Below are 17,239 nucleotides of genomic sequence, written 5' to 3'. Positions count from 1 at the left end.
TTAACAAGACAATTTCATTTTGTCTTTTATGGCCAAAGAGGTTCTTTGATGTCCCCAACGGCCAAAGAAAACCTTAGTTTTCAAAAAGAATGTAGATGATCTTCATGCATTGGTTCAGGCACTAGAACTAAAGGAAGTTAAAATTTTATGTCATTCTGCAAACGGGAGGAATTGACATTGGAAAATACCAAGGTGGACTGATTGAACCTTTAGGCTATAAAAAAAACCAAGAAATCCGTTAGATGCCAATAGGGTATCGCAGAAGTATTAAAAAAGGGTTAGACTAATTTAAAGTCTAACCCCGGGTAATTTAATGGTATATCTTTTTACAGATAATTCTGATCCAAATTAAAAATCATTCAATTTTAGTATTCGTTTGTAATTCTGATAATGGGATTGGTAGATAAGCGTGTTCTTGCGCACTAAATCCACTTCTATTGGCCGCTGTCATTGCTCCTTCCAACATTCCCCATCTTCGTAGATCGAAGAAGCGTGTACTTTCCAAACTGAGCTCCATTATTCTCTCATGCACCAACTGATCAAATACGGCTTCTTTAGTATTAGGATTAACTGGAGGCATATTTCCGTGAGCATTACGAACTTTATTAATCAATTCAATAGCCTCCCCTGTAGTTCCTATTTCATTTAATGCCTCTGCATACATTAGTAGAACATCCGCATAACGCAGCAGCGTAACGTTAAGACCAATGTACCCATTCCCTTCCAAAGGTTCCGGTAACCATTTTCTAAAGAAGGCAACATCATCTTTAGCGTCAGCATCACCATAAGTAGCTTCAATCAAAGTATCCCAAGTGCTTCCCTCCATTCTTTTGGCTGATTCATCATTAAAGTAAGGATCATCAAAATAAAGCGTAGCATATAGCCGAGAATCATAAAGTCCATCTTCAGCAATCATTCCCTCAGTCTTCATTTTATCAACTAATCTATCATCTGCAACAATACCACCCCATCCTCCGATGGCCCAGTCTCCCACAAAAGAATGTAGACGAGTCGCATTCCAGGAATTCGCGTCACCGCTTTTAAATTGCAATTCAAAAATAGATTCTTTGTTATTCTCGTTGTTCCCATTAAATAGACTTTTGAAGTCATCTTCTAGAGCATACTGTCCGCTTTCTATAACTTTAGAAAATGCATCCGCCGCTTTTTGATAATCATCGACAGAGCTGGAAGTATCATCACCGGCTTTATACATATAGGCTTTCCCTAAATATCCTAAAGCAGCAGCTTTATTTGCTCTTCCGTAGTCTTGCGGATCGATATTAAATTCCAATTTGTTTGCTGCGGTCTCAAAATCCTGCAACAAAAAATCCCAGGCCTCGGATCTGGAAGCCAATGCTTTGTCCAAAGTTGTTGTGGTAATTACCTCATCTCTTATAATGATTTGTTCGAACAATGTTAACAGTTTAAAATGATAATAAGCTCGTAAAAAGTAAGCTTCTCCTAAAATTTGTTCCTTTTCACCTTCTGAGATCTGATCAGCCGTCATCTCAGTAACATTCTTAATAACTTGATTTGAAAAATTAATTCCTTTGTAATTCGTACTCCACAGAACATCTAAAAAAATATGTCCATTGGTGTAATTAAAATTATAAATAGACATCCAATGGGAATAATTGCTTGCGTCTGGTCCTGGTAAAGCATAATCTGAACGAAAATACTCTACTACGGAACGGCCTTCCTGCCAGCCATCCCAGAAATTACTTCGAGCTTCCAGCTCTGAATACGCTGCAGTTAAACCAGAGCGGGCATCTTCGGCATTGCGCCAAAAATTTTCTGAAGTAAGTTGATCTGGTGGTTGTTTATCTAAATATTCTTCACCAGAACATCCAATACAAAGAAATACACTAATTAGAAAAACAGATTTTATGATATATTTTTTCATTACAATTTTTTTTTAGAAACTAAGTTGAACACCGGTTATCAAAGACTTATATTTTGGGTAGAGATTAAGGTCTACTCCCCTGGATAATACACTTCCTCCTACTTCAGGATCAAGTCCGGAGTAATTTGTTATTGTAAAGAGGTTTTGACCTGTTACAAATATTCTTGCTCGGTCTATAAATGTTTTTTTAAGGTTATCTGAACTTAGAGTATAGCCTAACTGTAAGGTTTTAAGTCTCAAGTAATCTCCATCTTCCAGGAATCTGGTAGAAGCACGGTTGTTGCGATTTGGATCATTTAAGACTGCTCTTGGAACAGAGGTATTGGTATTGTTTGGAGTCCAGGCATCAAGAGCCGCAGTCCTATAATTTCTACCTGTATCCAGACTCAATAACCTAAAATCATTACCATTATAGATTTTATTCCCTCCTACACCCTGAAAGAATATGGTAAGATCGAAGCCTTTATATTCACCTGTTAGATTTAAACTATATTCGTACTTTGGAATTGCTGTGCCCGCATATACTTCATCCTCTTCATTAATTAACCCATCTCCATTTTGATCTGCGAACCTTATATCTCCGGGTTCCGCATTAGGCTGTATAAGGTTACCATTCACACTATGCGCTTGCACCTCCTGTTCGTTCTGAAAAATACCATCTGCAACGGGAAGGAAAAAAGCACCGGGTTCATAACCAATCTTGGTTTGGTTTACAAAATGATCTGACCCAAACAATAGACCAACACCATAGAGCACCTGATCTTCATTACTCAATTTAGTTACCTCGCTATTAATTGTTGTAAATGTCCCGCCTACAGAATATTTAAAAGCATTTTCCCTGTTCCTGTAATTCGCTTCAAACTCAAAGCCCTTATTTTGAAAAGCTCCTACATTTACCACAGGATTATTAATTCCTGCTGAAGGTGATACTTCTTTTGTTATTAATAAGTCATCGGTCTTACTATTATAATAGTTGATAGAACCCTGAAGTTTATTATCAAAAATGCCGAAATCCATTCCAAAGTTAGCCGAGGTATTTGTTTCCCATTGCAAATCGTCATTTTGCAAGTCACGGGCTATACTACCTAGATAGGAATTCTGGGGATTTCCAAATACATAGCCACCATCATCTTGGCTTTTTCCCTGCGAAATTAAGGCTACATAATCATAGTACCCTAAGGCACTATCATTACCTGCCTGCCCCCAACTATATCGCAGCTTCAGAAAATTGATAACTTCCTGACTCTCCATGAAATTCTCTTCAGTTATTTTCCATCCTAAGGCAAAAGATGGAAAAACACCATATTGATTATTTCTTCCAAATTTAGAACTGCCGTCACGTCTTAGACTAGCTTGCAATAAGTATTTCTCATCAAAGGCATAATTAATTCTTCCAAATTGGGAAACTAAGGCATACTCTGCATTAGATCCATTGGCAGAATAAGTACCATCACTAAAAGCGTCTAAAGTATTAAAATCGGGGTCTAAAATAGTTGCCGAAACTTTACTACCATCATCATCAAGCTTATAGCCTTCTGCCTGGGCGTAGGTACTTTTAAAAGGCTCTTTAATTCTTTGGTATCCGGCCAACAAGCCTACGCTATGCTTAGAAAGCTCAAAGTTATACCTTAAAGTATATTCCTCGTTTAATCTTCTAAATTCAGAATGATATTCAGATAAAAAGGCAAATTCACGCTGCGCAATATCCTGTACATCCCTCACACGAAATGGTTGATGAAAGTTATAGGTATAGTTTTGACGATCGGCAAGACTAAAACCTGCGCCGATATGAAAATTCTTAAAAGCCTCAAAATCAAAATTTACATTCCCCAGGAAATATTTCTGTTTGGTAAAATTTTCCAAAAAATGATCTTCCCCAACAGGATTTCTATGATCAGGAAGATCTCCGGTTCTGTAACCAAAGCCCGATTCCCGCTCTTCATCAAATACCGGGATTAATGGAGAAATAAAATAAGTTTCCCTAATGGAGAACTTATAATCCTCCCTATTAGTTTCACTGTAATTCAAGTTGGTAGAAACTTTTAATTTTCCGGTATTAAGATTAACCTGTGAATTAATTCCTTTTTTACTAAACCCAGATCCAATTAATAAACCAGTTTCATCAGCAAAGTTACCGCCAATACTATAGTTTATATTTTTTCCTCCACCACTAATTCTAATGTTATTGGTAGATAAATACCCTGTTCGATGGGTTTCACCTATCCAGTCCGTATCGTATACCGACGGATTTTCTACATACTGCGGAAGCTCTGCACCAGCATTCTGATACATCTGGCGATGTACAGAAATATATTCCTGGGCATTTAATAATTTCATTTCTTCTCTCAGGGTGTTTACGCTTAAGGAAGACTCGATTTCTATTCTTGGCTTACCCTCCTCACCTTTCTTTGTGGTAATAATTACAACACCATTGGCTGCCCTGGTACCATATATAGCCCCTGACGCTGCATCCTTAAGAATTTCAATACTTTCTATATTATTGGTATTTATAAAATATGGATCTGCCTGAACACCATCAACTATGTAAAGAGGTTCATTATTTCCAAAAGTTCCAATTCCACGAATGGATATTTCTGGAGCCGCCCCCGGGCTACCATTAGAGTTTGTTACCGTAACTCCGGAAACCCTTCCTTGCATGGCATCAAGCGGATTAGTACTTACCACTTTATTGAGTTCTTCACTTTTCACAGAGCTAATAGCACCTGTAACATCGCTTCGCTTTTGGGTGCCATACCCTACAACAACAACTTCATTTAAGCTTTCCAGATCATCTTTTAAAACAACATTTATAGTGGTTTGATTTTCTATTGTTATTATCTGTTTCTGAAAACCTAAATATTGAAAGGACAAGCGCTCACCAGATACGGCTTCAATAGAAAATTTTCCATCAAAATCGGTTTGGGTTCCTCTTTGGGTTCCTTCAACATAAACGTTAACCGCGGGCAATGGCATTCCCTTGGAATCTGTTACGGTACCGGTGACTGTTTTTTGCTCCGAAATCGTTTTAGTAACGGAATCAAAAAAAAGATTTTTCTCTTTAAGCAAAATAACCTGCTCATCGGTAAATTCATAAGTATAGCTTACCAATGATAGGCACTTATCTAAAAGTTCTTTCGCGGGAATAATCCCTGCCTTTAAATTAATCTTTGGAGCTTCATTAAAAAGATCACTGGGATAAATAAAAGTATAATCTGTTTGTAATTTTATAAGCTGAAAAGCATCTTCCGCACTTATACTTTCTGTCTTGTCAATTTTTATTTTAGCATTCTGAGAGAATAGTTCGTCCGAATTAAATCCGAAACTACTAATACAGAAAAACAAGATGAATACTCTCATAATAAAAATTAAAATTCCCTTGGGTAAAGGCAATAGTTTAGCATTAAATTTAGTTTTCATAAATTTGTAGTTAGTTAATTACTTAATGTTAAGGGAATGAGGGTTTAAATTGTCCAGTTCTAAACCCCATTCCTTTTTTTACTCCTGATATTGCATCACTTTGATTTTATTTCCATCTAATTCAAATCGTGCTCGTTTAGTATTTTCAATAATGTGCAGAATATTTTGCAGTTTTTGCTTCTGTTTAAATCTGCCATTAAATTTTATTTCCTGAAGTGCTTTTTCCTCAAATTCTACTTCTACATCATACCATCTTGAAAGTACATTAAAGATATCCTCTAAAGGTTTATCTTTAAATAAAAACATACCGTCTTTCCAGGCAACGTAATCATAAACTTCTACGTCCCTTACACCTTCCAAGTTCTGTTTATTTACAACAGACTGTTGGCCCGGCGCCATCACTATTTTATTGTTCCCATGTAAAAGATTAATTTCACCCTCTACCAAAGTCGTTACTACTTCCTCTTTTTTATAATTTTCTATATTAAAAGAGGTTCCAATTACTTCTATACTTTGATTTAAATTTTCAACTATAAATCTTTTGTTGTTATTTTCAATTGCAGGAGTCACCTCAAAATAGGCTTCCCCATATATCAATTTTACCTTTCTATGATCACTTTGATCAAAACTAGTCGGGAATTCAAGTTTTGATTTTGCATTTAATGTCACTTTTGTTCCATCACTTAATTCTAGATTAAACTGCTTACCGGTTGGCACTATAATGCTATTGGTTCCAACACTTTGATCAATATCCGAGATTTTAAGCTGACTTCCATTCCCTTGATAATACTTACCGGATATAATCGAATCGCTTTCAGAAAAAGTAACTGATTTCCCATCCTGATCTTTAAAAATTATACCTTTAGAATGAGACTCCAATTCATTAATCTCAACGATCCTATTTTCATCCTCCATTGGAGTTTTTAGTAAGTAGTATATTGGAAAACTCAAAAATCCCAATACCAAAACAGCTGCAACTGCATATCTCCAATAATTGTTCTTAGGTTTAAAAATCTTTTTATCAACCTTTGTCCAGGCTTTGGAGGTATTAATTTCAAGATTAGGAGAATCCTGAAAATTCCTTTTCAAATTTTTAAAATAGTCACGATGCTCTGAAGAAGAAGAATACCACTCCTGAAATTGTTTTTCTTCCTCAGGATCCAAACCTTTTTTAAGCTTTTTTATTAATAAACTATATTCCATTAGCAATTAGGCATAACGCCCCTTTATTATAAAGACAATTCGTTTTTTAGATTGGGTGACAAATTTTTATATTTTTTTCTCTTTAGCAGAAAAAAAGAAAATAAAGTATAGTTAAAGCTGATTCTATTTTAAACCTGGCTCGTTTTAATTGTGTTTTTACAGTATTTACAGAAACTCCCATTTCATCAGCTATTTCTTTATAACTGAAACCATGCATTATTTTCAGTTTAAAGATTTCCTGCATTTTTTCGGGTAAACATTGTAATATTTCTTCTGCTTTTTGTTTAAGAGCGCCCATGTCTTTTTCAAAAAACATTTTTTCCTGAAAGTCTTCGGTAAGGAAATTAGAAATATCAATAAGGTGATGGGAATCGGTAAGGTTGATTTTTTTGAGATAATTAAGGCTACGATTTCTAACCATTGTAAATAAATAAGCCTGGAGTGATTTTTTAATCTTTAGTTTACTTGAATTCTCCCAAATATAGATAAAGGATTCCTGAACCAAATCTTCGCTTACGGCCTGATTGTAAGTAAATTTATAGGAGTAAGCTACTAAAGGCGGATAAAAAGTCTCAAAGACTTGTTGAAAAGCCTTCTTATCTTGCATTTTTAATCTTTCTAGTATAAGATTCGGTTCCACTTCTCAATGATATTTAAACAAAACAAGATATTTTTAACGAGCTAACCAATTTTTTAAAATAATAATTTAACATTTTTTTAAACCTTGTAGAATATAAGAATGGTTTATTTATGGGTGCTTAAAATTTTAATACTATTTCTTGGCTCGTAATATTTTTTTTGTAATTTAGGCCAGTCCTTAAGCGTAAAACGCTTCTTTATTTCCATTTAATTCATTTCTATTTAAGTAATCCTATTCTGAATCTTTCAGACTAATAGCTTTTATAAAAATGAATAAATATCTTTTAACCAGTCTTTTCTTAATTACTGGCGCTACTTTTTTAAATGCGCAAAAAAACATCGACAATCCTGTCGATAAAGAAATAAACAATACGTTAGATTACAGAGGCATACCAGGTTCTATTGATGACAAATCTTTTCTTGCTTTTTCAGATAAAGGCTCCTGGTTTAGTTATTCTATGCCCACAGCCTCGAATTTTAATGGTTTTACCGGACCATTGATAATGTCTCAGGAAAACGGAGCCTGGTTAGGCTCTTCTCTAGTTAATTTTCAGTTTAAAGATCTGGAAAAAGAGAGTCCAAATTCAGAAATAGAAACATCTTTCAAGAGTACTTTATCAGGTTTGGAATTTCAGAAAAAAACCAAAAACTGGCTACTATCACATAGGATGTTCTTTACATCTGCTAAAACAGCCATGTTTCAATTTCAATTCAAAAACTTACAAGATCAATCAATTACAATAAAGCCCATGATAGAAGGAAAAATCTTCAAGGGTGATTTTTCCTTATCAAAAGCTATGGATTTTATAAAGGTGGAAAGTAAAATAAATGATTTCTATGGCCTGCTGCATCTTCCGAATGAAATAAAAAATTCCACTATAAATCTTTTAGATACAGCTTACACAGCCAATCTAAAACCTATTAAAATTGGGGCCGGTGAAGCCTACAACTTTACCTACTCCTTTTCTTATGCTTCAGAATTTAATAAAAACGAACTGGCAGCAATAACCCAGCTTCAGGAAAATTTCGATGCTTCCTATCAGAAAACTAAGAATCAAAAACTGGAAACTATTAAGGCTATTAATTCTAAAATAGATAACCAGTGGCAAGATTCTACCTATTACCAGTTGGTCCAAAAGTCTTTGCTTACACTACAAAACAATTGGCGTAGTGCTTCTGGCGGTTTAAAATATGATGGGTTTTTTCCAAGTTATAATTACGAATGGTTTTATGGTTTTTGGGCCTGGGATAGTTGGAAGCATGCGGTTGCGGTCGCGCATTTCGATACCGATTTGGCAAAGCAGCAAGTATTGGCTATGTACGACTATCAAACCGAGAACGGATTTATACCAGATTGTGTTTACCGCGACAACTTGATTGAGGAAAACAATTATCGAAATACAAAACCCCCACTTTCTGCCTGGGCAGCCTGGACAATTTTCCAGCAAGATGGAGATAGAAAGTTCATTGAACACATCTACCCTAAAATTAAAAAGCAACATGATTGGTGGTACCAATTCCGTGATCATGACCAAGACGGTCTTTGTGAATATGGGTCTACCGATGGAACCCTAATCGCTGCAAAATGGGAGAGTGGAATGGACAACGCTGTGCGTTTTGACGATACACAATTGCTGTCCAATCAGAAAAACGCTTTTTCTATGGATCAGGAAAGTGTAGATCTGAACTCCTATTTATTTGCAGAAAAGCTTTACTTAAAAAAATTAGCACAGCTTCTTAACATGCATGAAGAAGCCAACCAATTTCAAAAGGAAGCTGATATTCTAAAAAGGCAGATTCGCAAACAATTTTATAGTGAAGAAGATGGGTGGTATTATGATACATCCATAGATGGTAAATCTTATGTAAAAATAAAAGGTAGTGAAGGCTGGATACCTCTTTGGGCTGGTGTCGCTTCAAAAATTCAAGCTAAGGAACTTTTGAAAACCATAATGCACAATAAAAGATTTAATACCGCTGTCCCATTGCAAACTTTAGATGCAAGTTCAGAAAAATTTGAACCTGAAGGTGGGTATTGGCGAGGTCCTACCTGGATAGATCAATCTTATTTTGGCGTAATAGGCCTAAAAAAATACGGTTTTCACAAAGAAGCAAACCTGCTTACAAAAAAATTAATCCATAATGCTAAAGGAGTAACAAAAAAAGGGAGTTCCATTCGTGAAAATTACAATCCATTAACGGGAGAAGGTCTGGAAGCCCATAATTTTAGCTGGTCTGCGGCGCATTATTTACTACTCCTTTTAAAGGAATGAATATGAAAAAGTCAGCCTTAAATTTAGCTACTATAAAAGAAATAGTTACCAGATTATATCATAAAACGGGAACCATACACCTGCTTCCAGGAGAGTTAACCTATAACTATTTGGTTAAAACAAATGAAAAGAATTTTATTTTAAAAGTAGCATGCTCAGAAATATGCGAATTAGATTATTTAAAGTTTCAAAATAATATTCACCAGCATTTAAATGGTGGCAACTCCCGTATTTTATTGCCAGAAACAATTAAGAGTACCAATGGTGCATTTATAGAAGAGCTTAGAATTGAAGGGACAATATTTTATATAAGGCTATTGTCTTGGGTACCTGGAACACTCTGGAGCGAAATCAGCTACTATACCAAAGGACTTTTATATAACCTGGGCAAAAAAGCTGGGCACCTAACCGGTCTTTTACTCAATTTTGAGGATTCGCATGCGAAAGACCTAAAATCTCCCTGGGATATCTCACAAACATCCTGGACAAAAGACTACCAGCATCTCTTTAACTTAGAAAAGAATAAATATATCACATATTTCTATGATGGTTTTAAGTCTATTGAAAATCAATTAGCGAATTGTCGCAAGAGTATTGTTCATAATGATATTAACGACCGCAACATAATAGTTGGACCAAATTCTGAAAAGATTGTAGGCTTAATAGATTTTGGAGATGCTACTTATACAGCTACCATAAACGACCTGGCAATTTGTATTACGTATGCCATCATGGAGAAAAAGCAGGTTCTTGAAGCTGCCACAGCAGTAATTAAGGGCTATCATGATTCTTTCCCCCTTAAAAAGAGAGAATTGGAAATTCTATATTGGTTGGTGGGTGCGCGGCTAATAATTAGTCTTACGAAAGCAAAACTAAACGCCCAAAATGAACCTGAAAACCCATACCACCAAATAAGTACTGCTGGAGGCTGGAAGTTAATTAAAGAATGGTACAACATTAACCCGCACTTGGCCAAAATATTATTTCAAAATGCCTGTGGTTACGAAGAAAACAAAACATATTCCTCTTTCAGGAAATACTCCCGAACTACCAATATTGCCCTTTCAGATCTTATTGAAACCAAAAAACCAACATCTTTTCAACCATTAGATTTAGATATTTCTTCAAACTGTATTAGCAATATGGAAGATATTAGAAGTAAGGAGAAAATGACAGGTAGGATCCACGAACTATGGTTGGAAGAAAATAAAAAAATCTTTTTTGGTGGTTATAATGAAATTAGACCAGAACTAATTGACGAGAAGAACCGAATAACAACTTTAGAAGGTGATTTCTGGAAGAATTTGTTTTTGGGAATACAATTTTGGCATTTTAGGAAGTTTAATATTCGTGCGTTACTACCGGGAAAAATTATTGAGCTGGATAAAGCTAAAAAAATCCTGATTATTGAACATCTGTTTAATAAAAAAGAAAAATACTATTCTATTTACCGCAATTTAACCATAGAATCTTCTATAAAATTTAGTCAGGAAATAGATAAGGGCAGTTTACTGGGAACCCATAAGCCCAAAGAAAAAAATGCCTTTTGTTTTCAACTAAGTCTTTTTTCCCCACAAATGCTCCCTCCTGTTTTAAATTGTTTGGAGAAGGAAAAAGAAGTTTACAACCAAATTTTCCCAAATCCATTAACCTTATTTAAGGACGCAAGAATACGAGCAAATAAGCTTGATCCTGAAACCCTAATCTCAGAACGTAAAATTTATTTAGGCAAAAGCCTTAGTTTAAGTTACAAAGAGCCATTAAAAATAGTTCGTGGTGATGGGGTTTACCTCATCGACGATAAGGGTAGGAAATACCTGGATATGGTAAACAATGTAGCCCACGTTGGGCATGAACATAAAGAAGTAGTTAAAGCGGGAAAAAAGCAAATGGAAATGCTTAACACTAATTCCCGTTACCTTCATGATAATATAATTCTATTCGCTAAAAAGCTATTGGCCACTTTCCCGAAAGAACTTTCCGTAGTACATTTTGTAAACTCAGGAAGTGAAGCCAATGAACTTGCCATTAGGATGGCCAAATCCTATACCAGACAAAGAGATTTTGTGGCTGTAGAAGTAGGATATCATGGCAATACCAATGCATGTATAGACGTAAGTTCATATAAATTTGATGGCAAAGGTGGCAAAGGAGCTCCAGAACACACCCAAATAGTTCCTTTGCCCGATAGGTTTAGAGGAAAGTATCGTGGTGAAAAATCCGGAATAAAATACGCTGCTCATATCCGGGAAGCAGTTCAATCGATTTATAAAAAAGGCCGAAAACCGGCAGGCTTTATTTGCGAAAGTATAATTAGTTGTGGTGGGCAGGTAGAATTACCCCAAGGATATTTAAGCTTAGCTTACCAATATATGCGAGAAGCCGGTGCTGTTTGTATTGCCGACGAGGTACAGGTGGGGTGCGGTCGGGTAGGCTCGCATTTTTGGGGGTTCCAGGAACATGCCGTGACTCCAGATATCGTAACGATAGGCAAACCACTGGGCAATGGCCATCCCCTGGCAGCTGTGGTTTGCACTCCAAAGATTGCCAATACTTTTGCCAACGGTATGGAGTATTTTAACACCTTTGGGGGAAATCCGGTATCCTGCGCCATAGGCACAAAAGTACTGGAAGTGATAAAAGCAGAAAAACTACAGGAAAACGCGTTAGAAATTGGCAATTATCTAAAAGAACAGCTTACCATCCTTCAAGATCAATTCCCTATAATTGGCGATGTTAGAGGTAAAGGTTTATTTCTAGGTTTTGAACTTACTGATAAAAACAAAAACCCATTACCCAAAGCAGCCAGCTTACTGGTGAATATGATGAAAGCCCGAGGTGTATTAATGAGTACTGATGGACCCGATAATAACGTACTCAAATTAAAACCTCCGATAATTATAAACCGGGATCAGATAGATTATTTTATATATCACCTAAAAACTGTATTCCAAACCAGTAATTTAAACAGTCAAAAAAATTAATAAGCTATAAATAATGAAAAGTCATATATATATTTTTCTATCCCTATTATTCATAGGTTTAAACACTATTGCCCAGGACAAAAGACCTTATGAAGACCATAAAATCTTTCAAATAAACAAACTAGCTCCAAGAGCAGATTTTTTCGCTTTTGAAAACCAAGTCTTAGCACAAAAAAATAATAAGGAATTTTCTGAAAGATTCATTTCCCTTAATGGAGATTGGGACTTTAAATGGGTAAAATCTCTAAACGACCGACCGAAAGACTATTACAAATCTCAAATTAATTCAGAGGGATGGGGCAAGATAAAAGTTCCCGGAAATTGGGAAACCCAGGGTTATGGTCATCCTATTTACCTGGACGAACGTTACCCTTTCAAAGAAACCTGGCCCGATATTCCTTATGAATATAATCCAGTAGGTAGTTATCGTAAAATAATTGAAATTTCCGAAGACTTTATTAAAGACCAAGAAATTATCCTACTTTTTGCAGCTGCAAAAGCTATAGAAGTTTATCTAAATGGAGAGTTTGTGGGCTATTCCGAAGGTTCTAAAACACCTGCAGAATTTAATATCACCAAACTTATAAAAAAAGGAAAAAATCTCCTGGCCTTGCAGATGGTGCGTTGGACTGACGCCAGTTACCTGGAAAGTCAGGATATGCTTAGAATGAGTGGTATAGAGCGCGAGGTATATTTATATAGTAAACCTAAAGTCGCTATTGAGGATTTTGGAATAAAAGCCGGTCTCAACAACAACTATCAAAACGGGGAGTTTAAGGGAAGTTTCTTCATTAAAAATTCATCTAGAAAAAATCGGAATGGGAAATTTTGGATCAAAATCAAAGATCCAAATGCAAAAACAGTTTATTCGCATTCAGAAGAAATTTATCTCCAAAAAAATGATTCCGTAAAAAAAACCTTTTTAAAGGAGCTTAAAAACGTAAAGAGGTGGTCAGCCGAAACTCCAAACCTCTACACGCTGGAATTTGGTTTACAGTCCGACGATAATGTTTCCGATTCATTTATTTCAAAAAAAATAGGTTTCCGTTCCGTAGAAATAAAAGAAAACCAATTACTCGTCAATGGAAAACCGATTTATATTAAAGGAGTAGATCGCCACGAAACCGATCCTTTTACAGGCCACGTAGTAAGTAAAGAAAGTATGGAAAAGGATATAAGCATGATGAAACAAAATAATATAAATGCCGTAAGAAGCAGTCATTATCCCAATCATCCCTACTGGTACGACCTATGCGATAAATATGGGCTTTATGTAATTGATGAAGCTAATATAGAAAGTCATCCTCTGGCTATTGATGAAAACACACAATTAGGCAACGAGGAAAGCTGGATTCCCGCTCATTTGGAAAGAACCAAAAGAATGTTTTATAGAGACAGAAATCATCCCTCTATAATTATTTGGTCTTTAGGAAATGAGGCCGGTCACGGCAAAGTATTCGAAACTACATATACATGGCTAAAAGAACACGACTCCAGACCTGTACAGTACGAACCGGCAAAAACCGAGCATTATACAGATATATATTGCCCAATGTATCCTTCTGCTTCTCATTTGGAAGACTACGCGAAAAGCAATCCCAATAAACCGGCGATAATGATAGAGTACGCTCATGCCATGGGAAATTCAGTTGGGAATTTACAGGATTACTGGGATGTTATCGAGAAATATGAGGTGCTTCAGGGAGGTTTTATTTGGGATTGGGTAGACCAATCCCTGGAATATAAATATCCAGATGGAAAACCCTATTTAGCTTATGGATATGATTTTCACCCTGATCTACCTACCGATGGGAATTTTTTAAACAACGGGCTGGTTGACCCTTACCGTCACCCTCATCCACATCTCAATGAGGTGAAAAGAGTGTATCAGCCTATTGATTTTGTTTTAAATGAAACTGAAAATGAAGTAATCGTATCGAATAAGAATTTCTTTAAAAAATTAGATAGTCATTATATAACTTCCGAATACATTGTCAATGGTGAAATTATTAAAACAGATACGATTACCGATTTTTCTATTGCACCCCAGAAAGAAAAAACATTTAAAATACCCTCCCCTTTAGGAACTGGGAGTAATGAGGATTATGTTATTAGGTTTAAACTATTCACAAATTCAAAAGATCAATTGATTCCAGCAGCTCATGAAATTGGGTTTAAAGAGTTTAACCTTAACTATTCTACACCTATCGCTGCAACTACGGATGTGAATAACAAAATAGCCTTATCCACAGAAAATGATATTTTTATTCTAAAAGCGGGACGCTCTATACTAAAAATCCAACAGGAAACCGGGGAGATACATTCCTGGAAATTTGAAGATAATTTAGTCACGAAACATCCTATTAGACCAAACTTTTGGCGTGCGCCGACCGATAATGATTTGGGGAACAATATGCAGGAATGGGCAAAGCCCTGGAAGGTTGCAACAGACTCCAGCAGCGTAAAATTAATTAGAAAACCTGTCAAGACATCGCAAGGAATTTCCTATGTTGTTCAATACTTTCCAAAAAATGCAATTGCAGAAATAGAAATAGATTTTTTATTGAATAAGCAAGGGTATTTACAAGTAGATTATAATTTAAAAAATGTGCAGAAAGAGGCTCCTTTAATCCCGAGAATTGGAGTGTCTATGATCCTTCCCAAAGATTTTAAAATGTTTAATTGGTTTGGGTTGGGACCTCATGAAACCTATGCAGACCGAAAACTTAGTGGGAAAACGGGTATTTGGTCTTTACCCGTAGAAGAGACTTTTCACCGATATCCAAGACCCCAAGAAACGGGAAATAGAACCGAGATAAGGTGGATGAGTTTAAGCACTGATGAATTTGAATTAAAAATTTCTGGCAAAGACAACATGCTCAATGGAAGTGCCTGGCCATTTGATATAGATCAACTGGATTATAGTCCAAGTAAAAAAGGAGCTATTTCTGCGTCAGGATTGGTACCGGTAGGCTCTAAACACGGTGCTGATATAGAAATCAAAAATTTTATAAGATTGAATATTGATTATAAACAAATGGGAGTTGGTGGCGACACTTCCTGGGGTAGACCAGTTCACACCCAATATACCATTCCCGTTCAAGAGTATTCATATAAATTCCTTATAAAACCAGGCTCGATAGAATAAAACAACAATTAGTTGGTTAAAAGGTACCCTCCATTATAGAAAAGTGAAACCGAAACCTAAAAATAGCTTAGTCGTCTAAATTCACTATTAATACAAACTAATTGTTTAAGACTAAACACCTCTGCCCACAAAGTGCAGAGGTGTATTTATACTGGGGACTAAAGAACCTCTATTAATCTAAAATGAAGATAGAATTATCATCTATATACCCTCGTTAATGCTCCAAATACCCATTCATCATTTCTCAGTAATATCCTCTGTACTCCATAATTCACAACTACTTGCTCAAAAATATTGACCCTAATATCGCCCTTAGAGTTAGGAAACTCTTGTCAATTTTTTTCGAGATGTTCTTCTTTTCAGATTTTTCATGATCCTACTAACATTCAACCATGGTCTATATTCAACCTGCATACGGTTATAATCTGAGTGAACTACTCCTTTTAAAGTATTTACGCCTTTAGCTTCACAAATTTCGGGTAAGAATTTTCAATAACCAGTTTTAATATCTCCTCGAGGAACCTTGTAATCACATTTATGCTCCTAACTACAACAAATCAAAACACTATATGTCTTCCCTTCATTTGATAATTTATATCTCAAAAACATGTATTTTCTCGCAGTACTAAAGTTCTGCATGCAATTGAAGGGTTTTGATCCCTTTTTCGAGCTTAATAATTTACCTCTAATTTTGGTTAGATTAAAAGAAACGGGGTGACGAATTGATTTTGCCAGGATCATTTAAAAGTGTATAACGTAGAATGACCTCATGGGTTCCATTATTATACTTTCTAAAATCGCTAGTAGTGTAGTCAAAGGAATAACCTAAAAAGAAACTATCAAAAATCTGAAAGCCTGCTAGAAAACTTACCGAATCATCCCATCGATAAGATGCCCCAAGGCTTAAAAATTCTTCTAAAAGGAAATTAGCCGAAATATCTACTGAAAGTGGTGCACCACTTACAATTCTAGAAAAGAAAGCAGGTTTAAATTTTAACGATGATGATAAATCAAAAACATAACCACCAATTACGTAATAATGAATTCGATCTGATAGTACGGCTTCCTGAACATCACTGTAATAATCGGAGCGAATAAAATTGGGAACCGACAATCCTAAATACCAATTATCCGAATAGAAATAAGCACCAGCTCCTAAAGAGGGCATCCACCTATTTTTAATATTGTCATTGAGTAATACATCATCTTGATCATAAAATCTTCCTTTACTCCAATCAATATTTAATACCCTTGCACCTGCATTCAATCCAAGTGCAAGGGTGGAGGAATAACTGGTCTTTAATTTGTAGGAAAAGTCTCCATTAATTTCAAGTTCGCTAGAAGGGCCTATTTTATCATTTATAACATGGAATCCCAGTCCTATTCTTTCATTCCTTAATGGTGAGTGTAAACCGAAATTCTGGATTTCAGGAGCTCCTTCTACATCTACCCATTGGTTACGATATAAAAGGTTTGCCTGTAGGCCCTGAACCGTACCGGTATATGCCGGGTTCAATGCCATGGTATTATACATATATTGAGTGTAATTGGCTTCCTGTTGTGCTATTAACTTGTTACAATTAGCAAATGTTGAGATTACCAGTATAGCCCAAAACAGGTGGCAATTATTAAACTTATAAAGGTTTTTCATAATAGTATATCTTTTATTCAG

At 35.7% G+C, this 17,239-nt stretch carries 9 protein-coding genes; 3 read left to right on the top strand and 6 right to left on the bottom strand.

Annotation, left to right across the window (positions count from 1 at the left end; genetic code table 11):
* Nucleotides 1-355: 355 nt before the first annotated feature.
* The 4 genes from I6U49_RS08435 to I6U49_RS08420 form a co-directional block, all read right to left on the bottom strand.
* On the bottom strand, nt 356-1,903 hold the full coding sequence (locus I6U49_RS08435) for a RagB/SusD family nutrient uptake outer membrane protein (protein ID WP_198628331.1): 1,548 nt from the start codon (nt 1,901-1,903) through the stop codon (nt 356-358).
* A gap of 12 nt (nt 1,904-1,915) precedes the next feature.
* Nucleotides 1,916-5,320, bottom strand: a complete 3,405-nt coding sequence (locus tag I6U49_RS08430) for a SusC/RagA family TonB-linked outer membrane protein (protein ID WP_198628330.1) — start codon at nt 5,318-5,320, stop codon at nt 1,916-1,918.
* A gap of 78 nt (nt 5,321-5,398) precedes the next feature.
* The gene (locus I6U49_RS08425) at nt 5,399-6,523 is read right to left on the bottom strand and encodes a FecR family protein (RefSeq protein WP_198628329.1); all 1,125 of its coding nucleotides are present in this window, start codon (nt 6,521-6,523) and stop codon (nt 5,399-5,401) included.
* An 82-nt stretch (nt 6,524-6,605) separates the two neighbouring features.
* Nucleotides 6,606-7,130 (bottom strand): RNA polymerase sigma-70 factor, encoded by a 525-nt coding sequence (locus tag I6U49_RS08420; RefSeq protein WP_198628328.1) that lies wholly within the window; start codon nt 7,128-7,130, stop codon nt 6,606-6,608.
* Between the two features lie 301 nt (nt 7,131-7,431).
* Between I6U49_RS08420 and I6U49_RS08415 the strand changes: the two genes are divergently transcribed.
* Genes I6U49_RS08415 through I6U49_RS08405 form a run of 3 tightly spaced genes read left to right on the top strand, consistent with a single transcriptional unit; the run spans nt 7,432 to nt 15,567 of the window.
* On the top strand, nt 7,432-9,435 hold the full coding sequence (locus tag I6U49_RS08415; RefSeq protein ID WP_198628327.1) for an MGH1-like glycoside hydrolase domain-containing protein: 2,004 nt from the start codon (nt 7,432-7,434) through the stop codon (nt 9,433-9,435).
* Nucleotides 9,436-9,437: 2 nt separating this feature from the next.
* Nucleotides 9,438-12,419: an aminotransferase class III-fold pyridoxal phosphate-dependent enzyme gene (locus I6U49_RS08410; protein WP_232804673.1), complete on the top strand. Its 2,982-nt coding sequence runs from the start codon at nt 9,438-9,440 to the stop codon at nt 12,417-12,419.
* Nucleotides 12,420-12,432: 13 nt separating this feature from the next.
* On the top strand, nt 12,433-15,567 hold the full coding sequence (locus I6U49_RS08405) for a glycoside hydrolase family 2 TIM barrel-domain containing protein (protein WP_198628325.1): 3,135 nt from the start codon (nt 12,433-12,435) through the stop codon (nt 15,565-15,567).
* A gap of 318 nt (nt 15,568-15,885) precedes the next feature.
* Here I6U49_RS08405 and I6U49_RS17285 read toward each other — a convergent pair whose 3' ends face one another.
* Nucleotides 15,886-16,041, bottom strand: a complete 156-nt coding sequence (locus tag I6U49_RS17285; RefSeq protein WP_198628390.1) for a transposase — start codon at nt 16,039-16,041, stop codon at nt 15,886-15,888.
* A 226-nt stretch (nt 16,042-16,267) separates the two neighbouring features.
* On the bottom strand, nt 16,268-17,218 hold the full coding sequence (locus tag I6U49_RS08395) for a PorP/SprF family type IX secretion system membrane protein (protein ID WP_198628324.1): 951 nt from the start codon (nt 17,216-17,218) through the stop codon (nt 16,268-16,270).
* Nucleotides 17,219-17,239: the final 21 nt, after the last annotated feature.

It is taken from the genome of Salegentibacter maritimus (genome assembly GCF_016236915.1).
Classification (GTDB): domain Bacteria; phylum Bacteroidota; class Bacteroidia; order Flavobacteriales; family Flavobacteriaceae; genus Salegentibacter; species Salegentibacter maritimus.
The sequence above is the reverse complement of the archived record's forward strand: the minus strand, read 5'-3'. Positions and strand labels throughout refer to the sequence as shown.

Bases quoted from the DNA above. Each gene is read 5' to 3' on its own strand.
- I6U49_RS08435 (WP_198628331.1), bottom strand. From the start codon at position 1,903: ATGAAAAAATATATCATAAAATCTGTTTTTCTAATTAGTGTATTTCTT.
- I6U49_RS08430 (WP_198628330.1), bottom strand. From the start codon at position 5,320: ATGAAAACTAAATTTAATGCTAAACTATTGCCTTTACCCAAGGGAATT.
- I6U49_RS08425 (WP_198628329.1), bottom strand. From the start codon at position 6,523: ATGGAATATAGTTTATTAATAAAAAAGCTTAAAAAAGGTTTGGATCCT.
- I6U49_RS08420 (WP_198628328.1), bottom strand. From the start codon at position 7,130: ATGCAAGATAAGAAGGCTTTTCAACAAGTCTTTGAGACTTTTTATCCG.
- I6U49_RS08415 (WP_198628327.1), top strand. From the start codon at position 7,432: ATGAATAAATATCTTTTAACCAGTCTTTTCTTAATTACTGGCGCTACT.
- I6U49_RS08410 (WP_232804673.1), top strand. From the start codon at position 9,438: ATGAAAAAGTCAGCCTTAAATTTAGCTACTATAAAAGAAATAGTTACC.
- I6U49_RS08405 (WP_198628325.1), top strand. From the start codon at position 12,433: ATGAAAAGTCATATATATATTTTTCTATCCCTATTATTCATAGGTTTA.
- I6U49_RS08395 (WP_198628324.1), bottom strand. From the start codon at position 17,218: ATGAAAAACCTTTATAAGTTTAATAATTGCCACCTGTTTTGGGCTATA.